We start from the raw sequence: 21,418 nt of genomic DNA, 5'->3' as shown, positions 1-21,418 counted from the left end.
CGGGCGTCCGCGGTGTCCGGGTCGAGGGTGGACCGCAGGATCGTCACTGTTCCTCCTCACGGGCGAGCAGGGCCTCGGGGATGTCCACGTGCCGTGACCGCAGCCACTCGCCCAGCCCCTTGGCCTGCGGGTCGAAGCGCGCCTGGTCGGCGACGCCCCGCCCGAGCAGCCCCTCGATGACGATGTTGACAGCCCGGATGCCCGGCAGCCGGGTGATCCGCACCGGCAGCTCGGCTGCCTCCGGCAGCAGGGCGCGGACCCGCTCCTCGGTGATCAGGGCGGCGAGCCATGGGTACGCGGCATCGTCGCGCACCCACAGCCCCACGTTGGCGTCGCCGCCCTTGTCGCCCGAGCGCGCCCCGGCGACGGTACCCAACGGCAACCGCCGCGACGGGCCCGCTTGCTCGAGCGCGGGGGAGGGCGCGGGCCCGGACAGCGGTTCCAGCGGCCGGGTCAGCGGCGGCGGGTCGACCGCGACGACGCTGCCGTCGTCCAGGACCACCTCGTGCTCCACCACGCTCTGCGGCACGAGGGCCGCCCGGTAGACCCCGTACGGGTGGGCGCGTCCCGGCGGTGTGGTGCTGAAGAAGCCCGGGTACGACGCGAGGGCCAGCTCGACGGCGGTGTCACTGAACGCGCGGCCCACCGCCTTCTCGCCAGGGTCCCGGGCGACGACGGTCAGCAGTGCCGACGCCCGTTGCTGGGTCGGCGCGTCCGGGGTGTCCAGCCGGGCCAGGCGCCAGGTGAGCTCGGCCGGCTCGACCGGGAGGGCGGCCTCGAACTGCCGGCGGAACAGTGCCGCCTTGGCGTCGATGTCGAGGCCGGTCAGCACCACCGTCATCTCGTTGCGGTAGCCGCCGAGCGAGGTGCAGGCGACCTTGAGCTCCGGGGGCGGGGGCTCACCGCGTACCCCCGTGATCTCGACCCTGTCCGGACCGGCCTGCCGCAGCGACACCGTGTCGAGGCGGGTGGTGACGTCAGGGCCGGCGTAGCGGGCGTCGCCCACCTCGTAGACCAACTGCGCCGTGACGGTGCCGACGGTGACCGCGCCACCGGTGCCGGGATGTTTCGTGATGGTGCTGGAGCCGTCGGGACGGATCTCGGCGATCGGGAAGCCCGGGTGGAGCGGATCGCCGATCTCGCCGGGGAACGGGTAGTTGCCGCCGGTGGCCTGGGTGCCGCACTCGATGACGTGCCCGGCCACGGTGGCGCCCGCGAGCGCGTCGAGATCGGTACGGCCCCAGCCGAAGTGCGCGATCGCGGGACCGACCACCAGCGAGGCGTCGGTGACCCGTCCGGTGATGACGACGTCGGCGCCGTCGGCGAGCGCGCGGGCGATCCCGAAGGCGCCCAGGTACGCGTACGCTCCCAGCGGTGAGCCGAGACCCAGCGCGCCCGCCCGCCCGGTGAGGTCGTCGCCGCGCACGACCGCCACCCGGCCGAGACCCAGCTCGCGGACGGCGGCGGCGAGCGCCTGCGGGTTGACGCCGCCGGCGTTGCTGACGATGCGCACGCCGCGGTCCAGGGCCGGCCGCAGGCAGTCCCGCAATTGGGCGAGGAACGTCCGGGCGTAGCCGGCCGCGGGGTCGGCCGCCCGGTCCCGGCCGAGGATCAGCATGGTCAGCTCGGCCAGGTAGTCGCCGGTGAGCACGTCCAGCTCGCCGCCCTCGAGCATCTCCCGCATCGCGGCGAACCGGTCGCCGTAGAAGCCGGAACAGTTGCCGACGCGCAGGCTCATGCCGGTGACATTGGCACAGCGGGCGAAAACAAGCAAGCGTGCTTGTTTTTGCCGGCGGCGCTTCGCTACCGTCGGCGGATGCGGCTCACCGAGGACCATCGCGCCTTCTCCGACACCGTCCGCCGGTTCGTCGACACCGAGGTCAACCCGCACGTCGACGCCTGGGAGGCGGCCGGGCGGGCGCCGCTGCACGACCTGTTCCCCAAGGCCGCGGCGCTCGGCCTGCTCGGCCTGGAGTACGACCCGGCCTACGGCGGCGAGGGCGCCGACCACAGCTTCCAGCTCGTCGCGGCCGAGGCGTACGGGCGGATGCACGCCAGCGGCGTCGGCATGGCCCTGGGCGTGCAGGCGATGATGGCCACGCCGTCGCTGCACGAGTACGGGTCGGAGGAGCTCAAGCGGCGCTACCTCGCACCCGCCGTCGCCGGCACCGCGGTCACCGCCATCGCCGTCACGGAACCGGACACCGGCTCGGACGTCGCGCGGCTGCGGACCCGGGCCGTCCGCGACGGCGACGACTGGGTCATCACCGGCCGCAAGGTCTACATCACCAACGGCGCCCAGGCCGACTGGGTCTGCCTGCTCGCACGGACCTCCGACGAGGGCGGCTACCGCGGCATGTCGCAGATCGTCGTGCCGACGGACACCCCCGGGTTCAGCGTCTCGCGCACCTTCGACAAGCTCGGCAACCGCTGCTCGGACACCGCGGAGCTGGTGCTCGACGAGGTACGCGTACCGGTCGCGAACACCATCGGCGAGGCGGGGCGCGGCTTCCAGCAGCAGATGCGGCAGTTCGTGACCGAGCGGATGTTCGCCGCGTACACCACCGTCGGCCAGTGCCAGTACGCCCTCGACCGCACCCGGGAGTTCGTCCGCGACCGCACGGTGTTCGGCACCCCGCTCGCCGACCGGCAGTACGTCGCCTTCCGCCTCACCGAGCTGCAGGCGGAGGTCGACCTGTTGCGCAGCCACAACCTCGTCACCTGCGAGGCGCTGATGGCGGGGGAGGACGTCACCCGCCTCGCCACGGTGGCCAAGCTGAAAGCGGGGCGGCTCGTCCGGGAGGTGGCGAACCTGTGCCTGCAGTTCCACGGCGGCATGGGCTACCTCGAGGAGACGTGGACCGCCCGGCTGCTGCGCGACAGCCGGCTCACCTCGATCGGCGCCGGTGCCGACGAGGTGATGCTGCAGGTGCTCGCCCGCCTCGATGGCCTGCCCGCCTGACCATTTCGCGGAATATCGCCCTATCCGGGCGCTCCAGTCGGCACAGTCGGGTCATGGCCGAGCTGCGACCCGTCTCCCGCCGTACCGTTCTCGCCGCCGCCGCGACCGGCGCCGGGCTCGCGGCCGCCGGCGCCGGGCCGGCGTCCGCCGCCGACCCGCCGCTCAAGCCGGTCAGCATGGCCATGCACATCCACGGCCCGTTCAGCGAGGGCGGGGCCAGCTACGAGGCGCACCTGCAGCAGGCCCGGCAGCACGGGGTGGACCTGGTCTGGTGGACCGACCACGACTGGCGCATCGCCGCCCACGATTACCGGCAGGCGGTGCAGTTCGACGGCGTCACGGAGCTGGAGGACGGCCTGGCGTGGACGTGGACCCAGCGCACCGAGGGCCAGCTGGCCATCGCGACGGCGGGCTTCGACAACGGCGGCCTCCGGCTGTCGGCGGTCGGCGCGGCACCCGAGGGCGGCATCCTGTGGGAGCTCGGGTCGGCGTGGAACTCCACGTACTCCACCTGCATCGCCGACACCGTCCTGGAGCTGGACGTCCTGCCGGAACGGGCGGGCCCCGACGCCGTGCTGCTGCTGCAGATGAAGCTGTCGCACCACCCCGCCCGCGGCGGCCGTCCCGCCGGCGAGTACGTCCTGCGCTACCGCTTCGGCGCAGCCGACCAGCGCGCCTACGGCACCACCGACCTGCTCGGAACCGTGGACGTACCGGTTCAGGCCGGGCTCGTGACCCGGGTGTCGCTGCGGCTCGCCGAGGACGTCCAGCGGCTCTGGCCGGACCTCGTCGCCTCCGACAACAGCATCCGGGGGCTGCGCCTGGGGGTGGCCGCCGGTCCGGGCGCCGAGCCCGCGTTCGCCGTCGGCCGGCTCGTCTTCCTGCGCGAGCGGCGGGCCGGGCAGGCCGGCGAGGACATGCGCGAGGAGGTCCTGGCCCACTACGACCAGGAGTACGCCGACGTCAAGCACTACCGCGCGTACGAGGTCTCGCTGGTCCGCCACCTGAACTGGTACGGCGGCGACCAGACCCTGCCGGCCTTCCCGTCGCCGCCGGAGCGCGACGACGACCCGGCCGCCGCGGCCGCGATGATCGACTTCCTGCACTCGCACGGCGGCATCGTCTGCTGGAACCATCCGATGGACGTGGAGACCCGCGAGGGCCTCGCCCGGCTGATGATCGAGCGCGACAAGCTCGGCGCCGACCTGGTGGAGATCGGCCGCAACCCGCAGGAGGACCTCCTCTGGGTCTACGACGTGGCCGCCCGCAACGCGCTGTTCTTCACGGCGGTGGGCGCCAGCGACGAGCACGACGGCGTCGACTGGCTGGCCGCGCCCGAGCGGTTCCTCACGTACGCGTGGGCACCCGCCCGCCGGCGCAGCGACGTCCTGCCCGCGCTGCGCCGCGGTGCTGCCTGGTTCGTCGACCCGCTGTTCTACCGGGGCTCACTGGACCTGCAGGTGGGCGGCCGCGACGCGATGGGCGCCGTCTACCTCACCAAGGCCACCAAGGTGAAGGTCGACGCCGTGGCGACGGCCCTCCCGGCCGGCTCGGTGCTGGAGATCGTCACCGGAGTGACGGACCGGGCCGGCACCCGCAAGCTCGCCCCGGCGGTGAAGGTGCAGCGCATCCCGGCGAAGTCCCTGGCCACGGGCCGCTACCGGCTCACCGTCACCCCCGGCTCCGGGACATACGTCCGCACCCAGGTCCGCCTCGCCGACAAGCGGCTGATCGGCGCCTCCAACCCGGTGTGGTTCCTGCCGAAGGCGCCACCGCGCGGCGTGCCGGCGGACCGCAAGCGCACGCTGCCCGGCTGACTCCCGGGCACGCGAGCCGGACCGTAGGATGCCGGGGTCCTGGCACTGCCCCCCACAGGAGGATCCGCGTGCGTCCGGCGCTGCTTCGCGTCCTGGGCCCGGCACTGCTGCTGGGCGCCGTCCTCACCGCCGGTGCCTGTGACGGCTCGTCCACGCCGGCCGGCCCGGAGCCCTCCTCCCCGGCGCCCCCGGCCGCGTCCGCGTCGCCGCCGCCGCCGAAGCCGAGGGTCAGCAAGGCCACCCTCGGCTACTTCTTCAAGATCGCTCTCGGTGCCGAGTACGGCGACAACGTCAGCGTCATCATCAAATGGGCCCAACCGGTCGTCACGGTCCGCGTCGACGGCACGCCGGACGCGGCCGCCCGTACCTGCCTGAAGCAGGTCGTCGCCGACTTCAACCAGCTGACCGCCACCACGGACCTGCAGCTCACCACGGGTCCCACCGGCGACATCCGCATGTACTTCGGCCCGGTCTCCCGCTTCCCTGCGATCGAGCCGAAGTACGTCCGCGACAACGACGGCTTCTTCACCGTCAACTGGCGCGGCGACCACACCATCAGCGGCGGCACCGTGCTGATCCGGACGACGGGCATCGGCGACCGGGTCCGCTGCCACCTCATCCGCGAGGAACTGACGCAGAGCATGGGCCTCATGCGCGACGCCGACGACCACCCGGACAGCGTCTTCTACGGGCGCTACTGGGCCACACCCACCACGTACTCGGCGTTGGACAAGAAACTGATCGGACTTCTGTACGGCGGAGCGCTGCAGCCGGGCGACACCCGCAAGGACGTCACGGCCGCCGTGATCGTCGACTGACAGCGCCGAAGTCCCAGTACGCAGCGGCCCGTACTCCCGCCACGCCCGGCATCCCGGTCACGAGTACGTGCGTCATTGCGTAAATCTACTGACGTCGGGGCCGAAGATCGTCCCTACCCTCGCCGGCATGGGGCACATCTGGGACGTGCAGGCGACACCGGGCGGCTCGGTACGCCTGGTCCTGCACCGCGACGGCACGTGGCGCGTCATTCACCGGCGCCCGGAGGTGAAGAGCCGCCTCGGCGAGCTGTACGGCCTCGCCTCGTGGGGCGGCTGGGGCGGCTTCGTCACCGCGCTGCTGTTCGGCCCGCTCTGGCTGCTGTTCTCCTGGGCCGGTGTCGAGCCGGCCGCCACCGTGACGGGCGTGATCGCCGCGGTGGGCGCGGGGATGGCCGCGCTCGGCGTGGGCATGGCCGTGTCGGACATCTACGAGCTCTTCGGCGGCGTCCTCTACCTCATCACGATCGTGCTGATCTCCCCGTTCCTGCTGATCCCGGCCTTCCGGCGCTCGCTGGAGTACACGGTCCAGAAGGACGTGGGCGCGCCGATCCCGGTGTCGGCGAACAGTGTCGCCGGAGCCTGGCTCGCCACCCGGGGAGACACCGTTGCCGTGACGCTGAGCTTCCACCACGGCACCACGGTGACCTACGAGGCGGCGGGCCGCTCGGGCACGAAGCTGCTCAAGGGGTTCAGCCGCCTGCTCGGCCCCCGCCTCATGCTGCAGTCCTCCGGGTGACGCGCGACCCGGGCCGCTATCCGTTCATCAGGGCGCGTGCCGCCCCGGTGGCGCGGGCCGCTATGGAGTCCACCGACGTGGACTTGCGGGCGAAGAAGCCGTCCGCGAACAGGGACGTGTAGCCGTGGGCCACCGCGATCGTCGCCTCGACGAGCTGGACGGCCTCCCGGTGGGTGGCGCAGCCGGTCGCCGTGGCGAGGTCGAGCAGGGTGGTCATCAGGGCGCGGGTCTGCTCGCGGCGGGCCTCGTCCGGCAGATGGTGGAGCTCGGCGGCGTAGATGACGTGGAAGCCGCCGCCCGTGCGGGCGACGTACCGGACGTAGGCGCCTGCCGCGGCGGCCATGCGGTCGCCCGGGTCGGGTCCGGCAGTCTCGGCGGCGGCCCGGACGGCGGCGTTCAGGTCGCGGGCGGCGGTCGCCGAGACGGCGCCGAGCAGGTGGGCACGGTCCGGGAAGTGCCGGTACGGGGCGGCGGTGCTCACGCCCAGCCGGCGGGCCACGGCGGCGACGGAGAACCGCTGCAGGCCCGCCTCGGCGAGCAGCTCGAAGCTGGCGTCGACCAGGGCGGCACGGAGGTCGCCGTGGTGGTAGCCCTGCTTCGCCGACACGCTTGCCTCCATGTAAGTGACCTCTTACATTAGCAAGTGATAGCCCTCTTACATCGGCGGAGGCACTGTGAGCATCCGGCTCGGGTACCAGATTCCCAACTACACCTATCCCGGCCCGGTCGAGAACCTCTTCGACACGGTCGTGGCCCAGGCCCGCGAGGCCGAGGCGGCGGGATTCGACACCGTCCTGGTGATGGACCACTTCTACCAGCTACCGGGCATCGGGGCGCCGGAGAACGCGATGCTGGAGGCGTACACGACGCTCGGCGCCCTCGCGACGGCCACCTCGACCGTGCAGCTGTCCGCATTGGTCACCGGGAACACGTACCGTAACCCGGCGATGCTGGCGAAGACCGTGACCACGCTCGACGTGGTCTCGCACGGCCGGGCGATCCTGGGGATCGGCGCCGGCTGGTTCGAGCGGGAGCACCACGACTTCGGCTTCGAGTTCGGCTCGTTCACCCAGCGTTTCGAGCGGCTCGAGGAAGCGCTGACCATCATCGCCCCGATGCTCCGGGGCGAGCCCGCGAGCTTCGAGGGCAAGTGGTACACGGCGCGCGGAGCGATGAACAACCCGCGAGTGCGCCCGACCATCCCGATCATGCTCGGTGGCAGCGGCGAGCAGAAGACGTTCCGCCTGGCCGCCCGCTTCGCCGACCACATGAACATCATCTGCGACGTCGCCGACCTGCCCCGCAAGGTCGCCGTCCTGCGACAGCGCTGCGAGGAGATCGGCCGCGACCCGGAGACGCTCGCGACCAGCTACCTCGCCATGGGCATGGTGGGGGAGACCGAGCAGGAGGTGAAGGAGCTCGCCGAGACCGTGCCCGAGGATCGCCGTAGCCGGGCCTTCCTCGGCACGGCCGACCAGGTCGCCGAGCAGCTGCACGACAAGGTGCTGGCCGCCGGCATCGGCGGGATCACCATCAACCTGATCCGCAACGGGCACCGACCCGGCATGGTCGCCCGGGTCGGCGCCGCGCTCCAGCGCTGAGCCGGCGCCGTGCTATGACGCGGCTCATGCGCCTCGTCTTCGTCGCCGCGCCGCTCCAGGGCGACCTGCTGCCCCTCATCCCGCTCGCCGCGGCCTGCCGCGCCGCCGGCCATGACGTCATCCTGGCCGGCGGCGCCTTCCCGCCCGACGTCCGGGGCCTGCGGACCGTGGACATCGGGGCGCGCTTCAGCCTGCCACGCAGCGCGATCCGGGTGGCTCTGCGCCATCCGCGCATCGCCCGCGCCGAGATGCGCGGCACCGCGGGCCACGCGATGGTCGGCGAGCTGTTCGGCCGCGCCAACCTGGCCCTGGTCCGTCCGCTGCAGGAGCTGGCCGAGCAGGAACGCCCCGACCTCATCGTGTACGAGTCGCTGGCCGAGGCCGGCGCCGTCGTCGCTGGGCGGCTGTCCATCCCGTCGGTCCTGCAGGAGAACACGCTGTGGCCGGCCACCGACCTCTACCGGGCGGTGACCACCAGCACGGCCCTGGCCCGGTACGCCACCCCGGCGCCCGCCCTGACGATCGCCGTCACGCCGCCGAGCCTGCGCGCGGCCCCGGCCGGCGACGCGCTCATGATGCGGCCGGTGCCGTTCTCGGGCGGCGGCCCGGTTCCGGACTGGCTGCGGACCGCCGGCGACCGTCCCCGGGTGGTGGTCAGCCGCAGCACCATCGCGGGCCCGAACGACGGCGACCCGGGCCCCGCGGTCATCGCCGCGGCGGCAGAGGTGGACGCCGACTTCGTGCTGGTACGCCCGGCGAGCACCCGTGGCCTCCCCCCGAACGTACGGGCGGTCGGCCGTGTTCCGCTGGACGAGGTGCTGCCGCATGCCGCCGCCTTCGTCCACCACTCGGGCGCCGGGAGTGTGCTGGGCGGGCTGGCTGCGGGCGTACCCCAACTGACCACGCCGGGAGCCGGTGACCGCAGGCACAACGCCGAGCTGCTGGCGAAGCGCGGTGCCGGCCTCGCCGTCGAGGCGAAGGCCGTACGCGCGGCGGACCTGACCCGGCTGCTGACCGACGAAGGGCTGCGCGGGGCGGCCCGGGAGGTTGCGGCGGAGATCGCGGCGATGCCCGACCCGGCCTCGGTGGTCCCCGTGCTGGAGGCTTCGGCCGGCGGATAGCGGTCGCATTGTGCTGCTGCTCCCACGGGAAGGCGCCGCGGTGCCCTAGCCTGCAGCCGTGACCATGTTCCCGACCCCTCCGATCCCGTCGAGCCACGAGAGCCGGCCTTCCCGGTTCGCCGGGCTGCGCGCGGGACCGCTCGGCAAGACCGTGGCCGGTGTGGCGGCTCTGGTGCTGGTGGCCGTCGCCATCGGCACGATCGTCGGCATGGCCACGCGGGAGACCTTGAGGTTCCAGTACGTCGCCGTCGCCGGCGAGGACATGATGAACCAGCAGTTGTTGATCGACTACGACGGTGGAAGCCCGGTGACGCCCACCCTCTCGTTCACCGCGTACGACGGAGCCGGGCACAGCCTGCCGAAGGTCCGCGTGCGGACCATGTTCGGCAGCGACCACGGCGCTCTGGTGATCCTTCCGGGCGGCGGCTTCGACGTACTCATCTTCGACGGCCCGTCCGCGGACCAGGTGGCGGATGTCAAGGTCACCGTCGACGACGCTCCCACCGTTCGCTTCCCGCTCGTCGAATCCTTCGTCGACGTCACGCCCCTCGACCGCGAGGGAGCTACCGTCACACGCAACGACCGCATCGCGTCCGTGGAGGTGACCAACCCCAACGGCCTGCCCGTCACGGTCCGCCTGGTCTACGTGGTCTGGAACGACCCGGAGCCCGGCAAGACGCAGCAGGCCGAGACGGTGACACCGGTCGGCGGCCTGATCACGGTGCCCGGTGACGACAGCGTGACCGTACGCATGAGCGGCCCGGCCGATGCGGCGAACGGCAAAGCCGTCGCCCGGAACCGCCCGGCGAGCATCAAGGCCTACTTCACGACAGTGTGAGCGACCCCGGAACCGGTCCATCGACGGGCTTGTCCGCGACGGCTACCGTGCCGGTCGATGACCATCTACCGATCCTCTGCGCCGCCACCGCGCCGCGGTCTCGCCGGCCGGCCGATCCTGACCGCCACCATCGTCGTCGCCGTGCTGGTCAGTGCCGGCCTCGGCAGCGTGGCGCTGGCGAACCGCCGGGGACCGGACGCCCCGGCGAGCCGGCCGCCCGCGGCGTCGGCGCCGTCCAGTGCGCCTGCCGCGTCGGCGAGCCCGGCGAAGGCCGTATCGCTGTCGGCCACCGGCGACATCATCATGGGGCAGGCGCCGGGCAAGCTCCCCGCCGACGACGGCCGCGGCTTCTTCGACAAGGTCGAGAAGGTTCTGGCCGCCGACCTGGTGATGGGCAACCTCGAACAGACCCTCACCGACGACACCGGCTTCCGCAAGTGCGGCGCCGACAGCGACCGATGCTTCGCGTTCCGGACGCCGCCGTCCTACGCCGCCCACCTCAAGGCCGCCGGCTTCGGCCTGCTCAACCAGGCGAACAACCACGGCGGCGACTACGGGGACGCCGGCTTCGACAACACCCGCAAGGCCCTCGAGGCGCACGACCTGCGGCACACCGGCGCGGAAGGCGAGATCACCGTCGTCCCGGTCGGGGGAGTGCGGGTGGCCGTCGTCGGCTTCGCCCCGTACGAAAGGTTCAACGACCTGCGCAACCTCGAGCAGGCGCGGGACGTGGTACGCCGTGCCGGCGAGCAGGGCGACCTGGTGGTGGTCCAGGTCCACATGGGAGCCGAAGGCGCGGACCACACCCACGTCCGCCCGGGCGACGAGTTCCTCGGCAGCGAGAACCGGGGCGACCCGATCGCCTTCGGGCACGCCGTCGTGGACGCGGGCGCGGACCTGGTCGTCGGCCACGGACCGCACGTGCTGCGGGCGATGGAGTTCTACAAGGGGCGCCTCATCGCGTACAGCCTGGGGAACTTCAGCTCCGGCCCCGCCCAGCTGAGGAGCGGGGGAGTCCTGGGCCGCAGTGGTGTCCTCACCGTCTCCCTCGAGCCGGACGGGCGGTGGGCCGGCGGCACGTTCCATTCCACGGTGATCGGCTCCGACGGCCGGCCCGAGCCGGACCCGGACGGGAAGGGCCGGGCCGCGGTGGCGCGGCTGTCCGCCGCCGACTTTCCGGACAGCGGTGCACAGCTCGCCCCGGACGGCGCGATCACCCCGCCCTGAGTCTGCCGCGGCGTTGCGTCCGTGGTTGATCATGGTGCGGTGACGACCTTCACGCTGGCCACCCCGCCGCTGTTCGCCGCGCTGGCACCGGCCCGCAGCGTCCTCATCGCCGGTGCCGGCGGCGGCTTCGACGTGTACGCCGGCCTGCCGCTCGCCATCGCACTCCAGCGCGGCGGGGTCCAGGTGCATCTGGCCAACCTGTCGTTCTCCGAGCTCGTCCTCATCGACCGTGAGTCGTGGGTCGCGGAGCACGTGGTCGAGGTGACGCCGGAGACGACCACCTCCGACTGGTACTTCCCGGAAGGCACGCTCGCCCGCTGGCTGGCGGCCCACGATCTGCCGTCGACGGTGTACGCCTTTCCTCCACTCGGCGTCCAGCTGCTGCGCGAGGCGTACCGCTACCTCGTCGACCGGCTGGACGTCGACGCGGTGGTGCTCGTGGACGGCGGCACCGACATCCTGCTGCGCGGCGACGAGAGCACCCTCGGTACGCCGGTGGAGGACATCACCAGCCTCGGCGCCGTGGCGGGTCTCGACGTGCCGGTCAAGCTGGTCACCTCCCTGGGCTTCGGTATCGACGCCTTCGACGGCGTCAACCACGTGGAGGTGCTCGAGAACCTCGCCGCACTCGACCGCGACGGCGGCTACCTGGGCGCGCTGTCGATCCCGAACGCGAGCCGGGAGGCCGAGCTGTACCGCGACGCGGTCGCCCACGCCCAGGCCGCCACCCCGGACCGGCCGAGCATCGTCAACGGCCAGATCGCCGCCGCCACCCGCGGAGCGTTCGGCGACGTCCAGTTCACCCAGCGCACCAGCGGCAGCCCGCTGTTCGTCAACCCGCTGATGGCGGTCTACTTCACCGTCGACCTCGACAAGCTCGCCGCACGCTGCCTCTACCTGGACCGCATCGAGCAGACCCTCGGCAGGCGCCAGGTGACGGGGCGCATCGAGGCGTTCCGCAACGAGGTCTCACCGAGGATCCCGCGTGCCTACCCCCACTGAGCGTTCGCGCAGACCCTTCAAGGACGCAACGAAGGCTGACCAGCGGGGTTGGCGGCGAGGCTCCGCAGGGGACGGATGACGGGGAGGGTGAGGAGCAGGCCGGCGGCGGGGATGAGGAACGCCGCCCGCAGGCCGATCGGCTCCGACAGCAGGCCGAGCAGGACCGCCCCGACCAGTGCGCCGCCGTAGTTGAAGAGGTTGACCCGGGCGATCACCTCGTCGCTGCGTCCCGGTGCGGCGTGCCCGGCGGCGCTGAACGCCAGCGGTACCAGCACGCCGACGCCGGCGCCGGTGAGGGCGAAGCCCGCCACCGCTGCCGCCACGGACGGGACCGCGGTCACCAGGCCGCAGCCGGCGGCGCAGGCCAGCAGGGCGGCCGTCGCCGCCGGCGCCCGGCCGGTGCGGGGCACCACGTGGTCGCCGACCAGCCGGGACACCAGGACCGCCACCTGGTACGCCGCGTAGCCCAGCGGCGCGACCGAGTCGACGGCGTGCAGGGAGTCGTGCAGGTAGACGGAGCTCCAGGTGCTCACCGCGGAGTCGGCGAGGAACGCGGTGAAGACGAGCGCGCCGCAGATCAGGACGACCCGCCGGGTGCCGTCCCGCGGACCCGGGTGCCCGGCGAGGTCCTGCGGCACCGTGCGGGCCGGCTCGTACGCGCGCCACCCAGTCAGCGCCACGACCACCGCGAACGCCCCGGCGGTGCCCACGGCCACGCCGGCGCCCGCGCCGCTCGCGACGAACGCGGACATCAGCAGCGCGGCGGCGAACGCGGCGGCCGTGTACGCGGCGAACAACCGGTTCATCACGCTCCGGCCCAGCCGCGCCTGCACCAGCACACCCTGCATGCTCAGCGACGCGTCGACCGTGCCCAGGCCCACGCCGTACGCCATGAGGACGGCGACGAAGACGATCGTGGGGGAGCGGAAGGTGGTGAGCCCGAGCGCGATGCCGACCGCGACGAGCCCGCCTGCCAGGGCGTAGCGGCTGCCCCACCGGGCCGCCACGGCGTCGGCCACCAGCGACCCGCCGGCCGCCGCCACCACCACCAGCAGCAGGATCACGGAGACCAGGGCGTCGTCGAAGCCCTGCCGTTCCTTGAACATCGGCAGCGCGGTGACCACCGCGGCGTAGCCGAGGCCCTGGGCGGCGTACCCGGCGCCGATCCACCGGGCTCGAGCCCCGCCGGAGGGAACGATCTCCATGGGCGCTCACTCTGGCACGTGATCGCCGTCACGTCGAGAACCTTGAAATGCGAGTACCAGCTGCAGCTCGAAGCGGGCCGCGGGGTCGTCCAGGTCGGGGCCGAGGAGCTTGCGCAGCCGGCCCAGGCGGTAGCTGACCGTCTGCGGGTGGACGTACAGCTCGGCCGCGACCTCCGCCCGCGATCCCCAGTGCCGCAGCCAGCTGTGCAGGGTGGCCAGCAGCTGGGCGCGCTGGGCCGGGCGCAGCTCCGCCAGCGGGGCGAGCCGCCGGGACGCCAGGGCGGCCAGCGCGCCGGGCTCGCCGCGCAGGCCCAGCGCGGCCAGGTGGTCGTCGGCGAAGACCGGGCCGGGTTGCGGGCCGGCCAGGGCGGCGGTCAGGTCGGCCAGGCGCAGCGCCTCGGGCACCTGCGCCCAGCCGGTCGCCGGGGCCACGACCGCGCCGCGGCCCCGGAGCATCTCGGTGAGCTGCGGCCGGGCGGCGCGCGGGCCGTCGCGCAGCAGCAGGACGGCGTGGTCGTCGCGCTCGAGCACCACGCCGTCGCCGGCGTACCGGAAGCGGGCGTCGCGGGCCTGGTCGGCGGGGAGCAGCACGGCCACGACCGCGTCCAGGGCGGGCCAGCCGGCCGCCGCTGCCGCCGCGGCGGCCACGCTGGGCGGGGAGCCGCCGCGCAGCAGCAGCTCGGCCAGGTGCCGGCGCCGGCGGTCGCCCTCGCCCGCCTGCTCGCGCAGCTGCCGCGCGAAGCCGTCGGTGCTGGCGGCGACCAGCTCGTCGACGTACGCGGTGACGGCGTCGGACAGGTCGATGAGCTCGGCGGTGTCGACCGGCCGCAGCCCCGCCAGGGCCTCGCACGCGAGCCGCAGCATCAGCCGCGACGCCGTCCGCAGCGAGGCCAGCAGCGCCTCGGGGCCGCGGTCCTCCCGGGCCTCCGCCGCGCCCAGCGCGACGAACACCTCCCGGACCGCGGGCGGCAGCGCCGGCTCGGCCGTGCCGACCAGGTCGAGGAAGCGTTCGAACGCGACCCGGGCGGGGGTGTGCAGGTCCCGTTCGACCTTGCTGTCGCCGATGGTGGCGAAGACCGGGTTGGCCTCGGTGACCGCCGCCGCCACCGTGCGGACGGTCTCGTCCAGGCGGGGGCGCATCGCGGTGGCCAGGTCGGCGGGGAGCCGCTGCCACGGCGTGGGGGTCACGGCACGATTTTGGCACGGCGTGCTAAAAAGCGCCCGGAATCTCGCTGTCCGCGCGATGGTGATGGGACCCGCCCGTTGCGGGGACGATGCGAAGGACGAGTCCGGCCGCACCTTCAGGAGACCACCGTGCAGCACCTGACTTCCCGGCAGCACGTCGTCGACATGTGCCGCACCATGCTGGAACGCGGTTACCTCAAGGCGACCGAGGGCAACGTGTCGGTGCGCGTACCCGGCCACCGGCTCTACGCGGTGACGCCGAGCAACTACGACTACGACAAGATGCGCGTCGAGGACATCTGCCTGGTGGACTTCGCCGGCAAGCACGTGCCCGACGACTCCGGGGCCGGGCTCGCGCCCTCCATCGAGTGCGGGATGCACGCCAACATCTACCGCGAGCGCCCGGACGTCAACGCGATCGTGCACACGCACCAGCCGTACGCGTCGGCCCTTGCCTTTCTGCGCAAGCCGATCCCGGCGCTCACCGACGAGCAGGTGCGGTTCCTCGGCCGGGAGGTCGCGATCGTCGACTACGCGCCGTCGGGCACCGGCTTCCTCGCCCGCAACGTGCAGAAGAAGGTGGCCGGCGGGGACAACGCGTTCATCATCGCCAACCACGGGATCGTGGCGCTGGGCACCGACCCGGACCGGGCCGTGTTCAACATGGCGCTGCTGGAGAAGGTGTCGATCGCGTACCTGATGGCGCTGACCACGGAGACCGGCAAGGTCTACACCATCCCGAAGGCGATTCGGGAGGTGGCGTTCACCAAGCTGCGGGCCGACGAGAAGCGGATCGCCGCCCAGATCACCAAGGCTGTGACTCCGGTACGGGTACCCGCGGACGAGGAGCCGCCCAGCGCCGACGCGGTGGCCGAGGCGCTGGGCGATGCCGAGCCGGCGTACGCGATCACCGACTACCCGGACGTGCCGGACGTGCTGCGCCGGCTCAAGGCCCTGGTCGCCCAGCCGGTCCGCGGCCTGCGCCACGACGCGCTGCTCGACGTGCTGAACTACTTCGACACCAAGTGCCGCGCCAGCAAGGAGATCACCGAGCGGGCGAAGAAGCGCATCCCCGGGGGTGTGCAGCACAACCTGGCGTTCAACTACCCGTTCCCGCTGGCGGTCGACAAGGCCGAGGGCGCGTACCTCACCGACCGCGACGGCAACACGTACATCGACTTCCTGCAGGCCGGCGGCCCCACGATCCTGGGCAGCAACTACGCGCCGGTCAACGAGCGGGTCGCCGCGGTGATCCGCGAGTCCGGGCCGGTCACCGGGCTGTTCCACGAGTACGAGCTCAAGCTCGCCGAGATCATCCACCGGTACATGCCGCACATCGAGATGTACCGGTCACTGGGATCGGGCACCGAGGCCGTCATGGCGGCGGTACGCGGCGCCCGCGCGTTCACCGGCCACAAGATGGTGATCAAGGTGGGCGGGGCGTACCACGGCTGGTCCGACACCATGGTCTACGGCCTGCGGGTGCCGGGCACGTACCGGATGAACGCCAAGGGGATCCCGTTCGGCGCCACCGCGCGTACCCGGGAGTCGTTCCCGCACGACCTCGGCCAGCTGCGCCGCAAGCTGATCGAGAACCGGGTCCGCGGCGGCACCGCGGCGGTGATCGTGGAGCCGGTCGGGCCGGAGTCGGGCACCCGCCCGGTGCCCCTGGACTTCAACGCGAAGGTCCGGCAGCTGTGTGACGAGTTCGGTGCGCTGCTGATCTTCGACGAGGTGGTCACCGGGTTCCGCGTCGGGCTGGGCGGCGCGGCCGGCTACTTCGGCGTCACGCCCGACCTCACGGTGCTCGGCAAGGCGGTCTCCGGCGGCTACCCGATGGCCGGCGGGGTCGGCGGTCGCGCGGACGTCATGGCGGTCTTCGGCTCGGGCCTCGACGGCAAGAGCGGCGCGCACATCCAGGTCGGCGGCACCCTGTCGGCCAACCCGCTGTCCTGCGCGGCCGGCTACTTCGCCATCGAGGAGATGGCCAGGACCAACGCCCCGGTCATCGCCGGGCGGGCCGGCGACCGGCTCACCCGTGGCCTGCAGAAGCTCATCGACAAGTACGGGCTGCCCTATGTGGCGTACAACCAGGGGTCCATCGTGCACCTGGAGTGCAGCGGCGTCATGCTGCTGGACATGCGCAACCCGCTGAAGCTGCTCAAGGAGAACAAGGCGCGCAAGCGGCTGATGGAGCAGATGGGCGCGGCGTACGCGGCGCACGGCATCATCACGCTGGCCGGTTCGCGGATGTACACGTCGATGGCCGACACCGACGCGGTCATCGATGACGCGCTGTCCCGCTTCGACCAGGTGTTCGCGCAGGTCGAGGGGGTCTGACCCGGTGCACGCGACGGCGCCGCAGGTGCTGGCGATCGACCTGGGCACGTCCGGGATGAAGGCCGCCCTGGTCGCCGCGGACGGCACGGTGACCGGCTGGGCGGAACGCGCCGTGGCGCTGCACGTGCTGCCGGGCGGCGGCGCCGAGCAGGACCCGCACGACTGGTGGCGCGCCCTGGCCGAGGTGGTCGCCGACCTCGGGCGTGACCATCCGGACCACCTACGGGCCGTCACCGCCGTCTGCACGTCCACCCAGGGCGAGGGGACGATCGCGGTGGACGCCCGCGGCGAGCCGCTGACCCGGTGCATCAGCTGGCTCGACATGCGCGGGGCGGCGAACCTGCGGCGCCAGTTCGGCGGGCGCTTCTCGTACGGTGGCTTCTCGGTGCCCAGGATCGCCCGCTGGCTGCGGCTCACCGGTGGCATGCCCTCCGGGACCGGCAAGGACCCGGCGGCCCACATGCTCTGGGTGCGTGACGAGCTTCCCCAGGTGTACGAGCGCACGGCCACGTTCCTCAACGTGCTCGACTGGATCAACCTGCGGCTGACCGGGCGCACCGTGGCGACCGTCGACTCGATCCTCACGTCCTGGGTCACCGACAACCGCCGTCCCGCAGCGATCCGCTACTCGCCCGCACTGGTCGCGGCGTGCGGCATCGACGCGGCCAAGCTGCCGCCGATCGTCGCGTGCACCGAGGTGATCGGCACACTCAGCCCGGCCGCCGCCGCCCACCTGGGCCTGCCGGAGTCCGTCCGGGTCGTCGCGGGCGCGATCGACAACACCGCCGCGGCGATCGGCGCCGGCACGGTCCGCGACAACGAGCCGCACCTGTACGTCGGCACGTCCTCGTGGATCGCCGCGCACGTGCCGCGCAAGAAGACCGATGTGGTCGCGCAGATCGCCTCGGTGCCGTGCGCCCTGCCCGACCGTTACCTCATGACGGCCCTGCAGGCGACCGCCGGCGCCAACCTGACCTGGCTGCGGGACAAGATCGTCGAGTACGACGACCCGCTGCTCGGCGCCGGCCGGGTCAGCCGGGACGAGGGCTCGATCTTCGACGCGTTCGACCAGATCATCCCGGCCGTGCCGCCCGGCGCCAACGGCGTGCTCTACACCCCCTGGCTGTACGGCGAGCGCGCCCCCGTCGACGACGCGAACCTGCGCGCCGGCTTCCTCAACATCTCGCTCGACACCACCCGCTCCGACCTGCTGCGCGCGGTGTTCGAGGGGGTGGCGCTCAACACCCGCTGGCTGGCCGGCGCGGTCGACCGCTTCCTCGGCGCCCCGGTCACCACGATGGCGATCACCGGCGGCGGCGCGCTGTCCGACTCGTGGTGCCAGATCTTCGCCGACGTGCTCGGCATCGAGATCCGCCGCGACGCCCGGCCGCTGGCGGTGAACGCGCGCGGCGCGGGCTGGATCGGCGCCGTCGGCACCGGGATGGTCTCGTTCGCCGACCTCCCGGACCTGGTGCGCACCGACCGGGTGTTCGCGCCGAAGGACGCCCACCGCGAGGTGTACGACCGCGTGTTCGACGTCTACCGGTCGGTGCACAAGCACCTGGCCCCGATCTACCGCCGCCTCAACGGGTAGCCGGGATCAGCGCAGCAAGTCGCCGGCGTGCCGCAGGGTGTGCGCGGCGACGTCGCGGCCCAGCCGGATGCCGGCCTCGTCCGCGCTGCGCGTGTGGATGCCGGACCACACCCGGGCGTCCACGTTCTCCGCGCTGGGCTGGTGCCAGTCGCGGTAGGTCCGGGTCACGCCCGGTGCCGTGGGGCTGCCGATGGTGTACGGGCTCCGCGCCCGGGGCCCGGCGAGCGCCGTCAGCACCTGCTCGGCCGCTCCCGAGTAGGTGTTGTGCCCGCTCGGGTAGTCCGGGTGCGCCGGGGTGTCGTGCAACGGCCGCCAGCCCGGGTCCGGGTCGATCGCGCCGGTGCGGATCGCGGTGACGGGCCGCCAGCGCTGGTAGGCGTACTTGGCGTCGGAGGTGGCGATCTGCGTGTCCACCAGCGCCACGTGGAAGAGCGCGACGAGGCGGGTGCGCTCGGCCAGCGACCCGCGGGACTGCTCGACGGCGGCGCGCAGGATCGGCGTGTAGAGGGTCAGCGAGGAGCCGAGCCAGAAGGTGGCGGTGTCCGTCTGCGCCTGGGTGCGGGCGGTGCTGTCCGCTGCGCCGTACGCGCGCACCTCGGCCAGGTCCGCGCGGTAGCGGGCGGAGTCCAGCGCGGGCGGCGGTCCGGGGCGGAACTGGGCGGCGCTGTGCAGCGTGAAGGGCTGTGCCACCCGGTTGCCGTACTGGGCGGCGGGGGCGTACGCCGGGGGAGTCGGCTGCCAGACGCCGGGCGCGGGCGCCGGGACGGGGAACGGGGCGTTGACCGAGGCGGGGTCGAGGCCGTCGGTGGCACGCTCGGCGATCAGGCGGTCGGCGGCGGCGCGCCCGGCGGCGAGGCCGCCGTCCTTGGCGGTGCCGCCGGGGATGGTGGCGAGGTCCGCGGCGAGGACGGCGTCGGCATCGGCGGCGGCGCCCGGCGTCAGTGTGGTCAGGGCCCGGTGCAGGGCTCCGGCGAGGGCGGCGTGCTGGTAGGCCGCCGAGCCGGAACCGCGCTGGGCCCGCGCGGCGGCGAGCCAGCCGACCGCCCACGTGCGGTTGTTGGTGACCTGCGTCGGCGCGCCGGCGGTGGCGACGGCCCGGGCCGTGGCGTCGTACCAGGAGAGGACGGCGGTGCCGGCGGACGTGCCGGCGTGCGCGGGCAGGGCGATGCCGGGCACGGCGACGGCGACGGCGCTCAGCAGCGCCGCGGCGCCCGCTCGGAAGAACGTGGGAGGGGGCATGAGATAACCCTTCTCTCATATAGGAGAAGGAGACAATAACATAGGGGTCCACCGATCGGTGGATCGCAACGGCCGCCGGCTGGTGGGTCTGCCCGGGCCCGGATCCCGCGAGGCTCGAGGACATGAGACGAACAGCGATGTGCGCGGTGCTCATGGCCCTGACCGCTCTCGGCGCGGCCCCTGCGGCCGCGGACGGGTCCGGCGACGTCGTCCGCACCGACGCCGGGCCGATCCGGGGTACGGTCACCGCCGGCCACCGCAGCTTCCAAGGAGTGCCGTACGCGGCCCCACCGGACGGGGAGCGACGCTGGCGGGCGCCGCAACCGGTACAGCCGTGGCGCGCGGTACGGCCGGCCGTCGAGGCGGGCCCCGACTGTGCGCAGAACTCCCCGTTCCCGGGCGGTCCGCAGAGCGGCCAGGAGGACTGCCTCTACCTGAACGTCACCACGCCGGTGCACACCGGCGCACCCGTGCCCGTCGTCGTCTGGCTGCACGGCGGCAGCTTCCAGACCGGCTCGGGCAGCTGGTACGACCCCCGCCGCCTCGCCGAGCAGGGCGGCGTGATGGTGGTGACCGTCAACTACCGGCTCGGCGTCTTCGGCTTCTTCGGCCTGCCCGGCCTGCCCGGGTCCGGCACCTTCGGCCTCCAGGACCAGCAGGCGGCCCTGCGCTGGGTACGCCGCAACGCCGCGGCCTTCGGCGGCGACCCGGGCAACGTGACGCTCGCCGGGCAGTCGGCCGGAGGGCAGAGCGTCTGCTCGCACCTGACGTCGCCGTCGGCGGCCGGGTTGTTCGACCGGGCGATCATCCAGTCCGGGTCCTGCCTGACCGACTGGCCGTCCGGGCTCTTCCTGCCCGGCCTGCCCGCCGGATCGCCCTGGAGCCCGGTGGCCGAGGTGGCCCGGGCGGGGGACCGGCTCGCCGCCGAGCCGGGGATCGGCTGCCCGGCGGGGCGCGCCCGGCTGGCCTGCCTGCGTGCGGCGAAGCCGGCGGCGTTGCTCAGGGCCACCGAGGGCACCGGGGTCGACGCGTTCCTCACCCCGGCGTACGGGACGGCGTTGCTGCCGCAGCAGCCGGCGAAGGCGCTGCGGGCCGGTGCCTTCCACCGCGTGCCGGTGTTGTCCGGCGGGAACCGCGACGAACACCGTGGCCTCGTGGGCGTGCACGAGGCCACCACCGCGCCGGTGACCGCCGAGGGCTACCGCGCCATCCTCACCAAGGCCTTCGGTGACCAGGCGCGACGGGTGGAACGGGCGTACCCGGCCGCGGCGTACGGGTCGCCCGGCCTCGCGTGGGCGGCCGTGGCCACCGACCGGATCTGGGCCTGTCCCACGGCCGCCGGCAACCGGCTCCTCGCGCGCCGCACCCCGACGTACGCGTACGAGTTCGCCGAGCGGCACGGCCCCGCCCCGGACGACACGTACCCGTGGGGTGCCTACCACGGCGCCGAGCTGCCGTTCCTGTTCGACGTCACGTGGCCGCCCGGGGAGCCGCAACGGGACCTCGCCGCCCGCATGGTCACCACATGGGCCCGGTTCGCGGCCACCGGCGGCGTCGACTGGAACGTGGTGCCGGACACGCGCGCCCTGCCGGGTGGCCGGGTCGACGTGGAGGCGGAGCACCGGTGCCGGTTCTGGGCGTCGGTACCCGGCCGCTGATGCTCCGGAACGCCGACCTCACCTGCTCCCGGTCGGCACCCGTGGACCCCCAGCATGAGTGACTCAGACCTGGCT

The 21,418-nt window shown here is 73.3% G+C and carries 17 protein-coding genes; 12 read left to right on the top strand and 5 right to left on the bottom strand.

Annotated elements, in window-relative coordinates:
- Window positions 1-43 precede the first annotated feature (43 nt).
- Complete coding sequence (locus tag AB0J80_RS21560; RefSeq protein ID WP_364707524.1) at window positions 44-1,738, bottom strand: acyclic terpene utilization AtuA family protein; 1,695 nt, start codon at window positions 1,736-1,738, stop codon at window positions 44-46.
- A 78-nt stretch (window positions 1,739-1,816) separates the two neighbouring features.
- On the opposite strand from AB0J80_RS21560, the gene AB0J80_RS21555 reads away from it, so the two are divergent.
- The 4 genes from AB0J80_RS21555 (at window position 1,817) to AB0J80_RS21540 (ending at window position 6,333) form a co-directional block, all read left to right on the top strand.
- Window positions 1,817-2,962 (top strand): acyl-CoA dehydrogenase family protein, encoded by a 1,146-nt coding sequence (locus AB0J80_RS21555; RefSeq protein WP_364707522.1) that lies wholly within the window; start codon window positions 1,817-1,819, stop codon window positions 2,960-2,962.
- Between the two features lie 53 nt (window positions 2,963-3,015).
- Window positions 3,016-4,779, top strand: coding sequence for a hypothetical protein (locus AB0J80_RS21550; protein WP_364707519.1), 1,764 nt, complete (start codon window positions 3,016-3,018; stop codon window positions 4,777-4,779).
- A gap of 68 nt (window positions 4,780-4,847) precedes the next feature.
- Window positions 4,848-5,597, top strand: coding sequence for a DUF2927 domain-containing protein (locus tag AB0J80_RS21545; RefSeq protein WP_364707516.1), 750 nt, complete (start codon window positions 4,848-4,850; stop codon window positions 5,595-5,597).
- A gap of 127 nt (window positions 5,598-5,724) precedes the next feature.
- A complete protein-coding gene (locus AB0J80_RS21540; protein WP_364707515.1) occupies window positions 5,725-6,333 on the top strand; it encodes a hypothetical protein in 609 nt (202 codons plus the stop codon).
- Window positions 6,334-6,349: 16 nt separating this feature from the next.
- Here the strand turns inward: AB0J80_RS21540 and AB0J80_RS21535 are convergent, their stop codons facing one another.
- Window positions 6,350-6,952 carry a helix-turn-helix domain-containing protein gene (locus AB0J80_RS21535; RefSeq protein ID WP_364707512.1) on the bottom strand — a complete coding sequence of 201 codons (603 nt, stop codon included), beginning with the start codon at window positions 6,950-6,952 and terminating at the stop codon, window positions 6,350-6,352.
- A gap of 55 nt (window positions 6,953-7,007) precedes the next feature.
- Here AB0J80_RS21535 and AB0J80_RS21530 point away from each other — a divergent pair, with 55 nt between their 5' ends.
- The 5 genes from AB0J80_RS21530 to AB0J80_RS21510 are packed head-to-tail and all read left to right on the top strand — an operon-like array spanning window position 7,008 to window position 12,122.
- Window positions 7,008-7,934 (top strand): LLM class F420-dependent oxidoreductase, encoded by a 927-nt coding sequence (locus AB0J80_RS21530; protein ID WP_364707510.1) that lies wholly within the window; start codon window positions 7,008-7,010, stop codon window positions 7,932-7,934.
- A 26-nt stretch (window positions 7,935-7,960) separates the two neighbouring features.
- Window positions 7,961-9,055, top strand: coding sequence for a glycosyltransferase (locus tag AB0J80_RS21525; protein ID WP_364707507.1), 1,095 nt, complete (start codon window positions 7,961-7,963; stop codon window positions 9,053-9,055).
- Between the two features lie 58 nt (window positions 9,056-9,113).
- Complete coding sequence (locus tag AB0J80_RS21520; RefSeq protein ID WP_364707505.1) at window positions 9,114-9,893, top strand: hypothetical protein; 780 nt, start codon at window positions 9,114-9,116, stop codon at window positions 9,891-9,893.
- A 57-nt stretch (window positions 9,894-9,950) separates the two neighbouring features.
- Window positions 9,951-11,120 carry a CapA family protein gene (locus AB0J80_RS21515; RefSeq protein ID WP_364707502.1) on the top strand — a complete coding sequence of 390 codons (1,170 nt, stop codon included), beginning with the start codon at window positions 9,951-9,953 and terminating at the stop codon, window positions 11,118-11,120.
- A gap of 39 nt (window positions 11,121-11,159) precedes the next feature.
- Window positions 11,160-12,122: a DUF1152 domain-containing protein gene (locus AB0J80_RS21510; RefSeq protein ID WP_364707499.1), complete on the top strand. Its 963-nt coding sequence runs from the start codon at window positions 11,160-11,162 to the stop codon at window positions 12,120-12,122.
- Between the two features lie 17 nt (window positions 12,123-12,139).
- Here the strand turns inward: AB0J80_RS21510 and AB0J80_RS21505 are convergent, their stop codons facing one another.
- Window positions 12,140-13,327 (bottom strand): MFS transporter, encoded by a 1,188-nt coding sequence (locus tag AB0J80_RS21505; protein WP_364707497.1) that lies wholly within the window; start codon window positions 13,325-13,327, stop codon window positions 12,140-12,142.
- 6 nt (window positions 13,328-13,333) lie between these two features.
- Window positions 13,334-14,515 (bottom strand): helix-turn-helix domain-containing protein, encoded by a 1,182-nt coding sequence (locus tag AB0J80_RS21500; RefSeq protein ID WP_364707495.1) that lies wholly within the window; start codon window positions 14,513-14,515, stop codon window positions 13,334-13,336.
- Window positions 14,516-14,641: 126 nt separating this feature from the next.
- On the opposite strand from AB0J80_RS21500, the gene AB0J80_RS21495 reads away from it, so the two are divergent.
- Together AB0J80_RS21495 and AB0J80_RS21490 are read left to right on the top strand one after the other, a co-directional pair.
- Window positions 14,642-16,852, top strand: coding sequence for an aminotransferase class III-fold pyridoxal phosphate-dependent enzyme (locus AB0J80_RS21495; protein ID WP_364707492.1), 2,211 nt, complete (start codon window positions 14,642-14,644; stop codon window positions 16,850-16,852).
- Window positions 16,853-16,856: 4 nt separating this feature from the next.
- On the top strand, window positions 16,857-18,446 hold the full coding sequence (locus AB0J80_RS21490; RefSeq protein WP_364707490.1) for an FGGY-family carbohydrate kinase: 1,590 nt from the start codon (window positions 16,857-16,859) through the stop codon (window positions 18,444-18,446).
- A gap of 6 nt (window positions 18,447-18,452) precedes the next feature.
- Here the strand turns inward: AB0J80_RS21490 and AB0J80_RS21485 are convergent, their stop codons facing one another.
- On the bottom strand, window positions 18,453-19,685 hold the full coding sequence (locus tag AB0J80_RS21485) for a vanadium-dependent haloperoxidase (RefSeq protein ID WP_364707488.1): 1,233 nt from the start codon (window positions 19,683-19,685) through the stop codon (window positions 18,453-18,455).
- A gap of 122 nt (window positions 19,686-19,807) precedes the next feature.
- Here AB0J80_RS21485 and AB0J80_RS21480 point away from each other — a divergent pair, with 122 nt between their 5' ends.
- Window positions 19,808-21,343, top strand: coding sequence for a carboxylesterase family protein (locus AB0J80_RS21480; protein ID WP_364707485.1), 1,536 nt, complete (start codon window positions 19,808-19,810; stop codon window positions 21,341-21,343).
- The last annotated feature ends 75 nt before the right edge of the window (window positions 21,344-21,418 follow it).

Source organism: Actinoplanes sp. NPDC049548 (assembly GCF_040676695.1).
Lineage (GTDB): Bacteria > Actinomycetota > Actinomycetes > Mycobacteriales > Micromonosporaceae > Actinoplanes.
This window is presented reverse-complemented; position numbering and strand designations above follow the sequence as displayed.

What these genes read in the sequence shown, in the direction of transcription:
- AB0J80_RS21560 (WP_364707524.1), bottom strand. Translation starts at nt 1,738, where the DNA reads ATGAGCCTGCGCGTCGGCAACTGTTCCGGCTTCTACGGCGACCGGTTC.
- AB0J80_RS21535 (WP_364707512.1), bottom strand. Translation starts at nt 6,952, where the DNA reads ATGGAGGCAAGCGTGTCGGCGAAGCAGGGCTACCACCACGGCGACCTC.
- AB0J80_RS21550 (WP_364707519.1), top strand. Translation starts at nt 3,016, where the DNA reads ATGGCCGAGCTGCGACCCGTCTCCCGCCGTACCGTTCTCGCCGCCGCC.
- AB0J80_RS21515 (WP_364707502.1), top strand. Translation starts at nt 9,951, where the DNA reads ATGACCATCTACCGATCCTCTGCGCCGCCACCGCGCCGCGGTCTCGCC.
- AB0J80_RS21485 (WP_364707488.1), bottom strand. Translation starts at nt 19,685, where the DNA reads ATGCCCCCTCCCACGTTCTTCCGAGCGGGCGCCGCGGCGCTGCTGAGC.
- AB0J80_RS21525 (WP_364707507.1), top strand. Translation starts at nt 7,961, where the DNA reads ATGCGCCTCGTCTTCGTCGCCGCGCCGCTCCAGGGCGACCTGCTGCCC.
- AB0J80_RS21505 (WP_364707497.1), bottom strand. Translation starts at nt 13,327, where the DNA reads ATGGAGATCGTTCCCTCCGGCGGGGCTCGAGCCCGGTGGATCGGCGCC.
- AB0J80_RS21540 (WP_364707515.1), top strand. Translation starts at nt 5,725, where the DNA reads ATGGGGCACATCTGGGACGTGCAGGCGACACCGGGCGGCTCGGTACGC.
- AB0J80_RS21555 (WP_364707522.1), top strand. Translation starts at nt 1,817, where the DNA reads ATGCGGCTCACCGAGGACCATCGCGCCTTCTCCGACACCGTCCGCCGG.
- AB0J80_RS21480 (WP_364707485.1), top strand. Translation starts at nt 19,808, where the DNA reads ATGAGACGAACAGCGATGTGCGCGGTGCTCATGGCCCTGACCGCTCTC.